This window comes from Clostridium sp. E02 (assembly GCF_003833015.1).
GTDB lineage: Bacteria > Bacillota > Clostridia > Lachnospirales > Lachnospiraceae > Lacrimispora.
Genome location: NZ_RJLQ01000092.1, coordinates 1 through 246 on the forward strand (window position 1 = coordinate 1; position 246 = coordinate 246).

The following is a 246-nucleotide window of genomic DNA, read 5'->3' on the forward strand; positions in this document are numbered from 1 at the left end:
TAAAACGATGCTGGGGTAGAGAATATGAAAGTGTTTCAGTACTTGTAGCCATTGGTGTTACAGAAGATGGATACAGAGAAGTGATTGGTGCCGCAGAAGGTTTAAAAGAAGATCTTGAGAGTTGGAAAAACTTCTTGGTATGGCTCAAAAGCCGTGGCTTATCAGGGGTTAAGCTAATCACTGGAGATAAGGCTCTTGGTATGGTCGAAGCAATTGGTCAGGTGTTTCCTGAAGCAAAATATCAGA

At 41.9% G+C, this 246-nt stretch carries 1 protein-coding gene; it reads left to right on the forward strand.

Going from position 1 to position 246, the window contains the following annotated elements; translation table 11 throughout:
• A partial coding sequence (locus tag EFT72_RS19075) for a transposase (protein ID WP_206426696.1) occupies positions 1-246 on the forward strand: 246 nt, incomplete at both ends.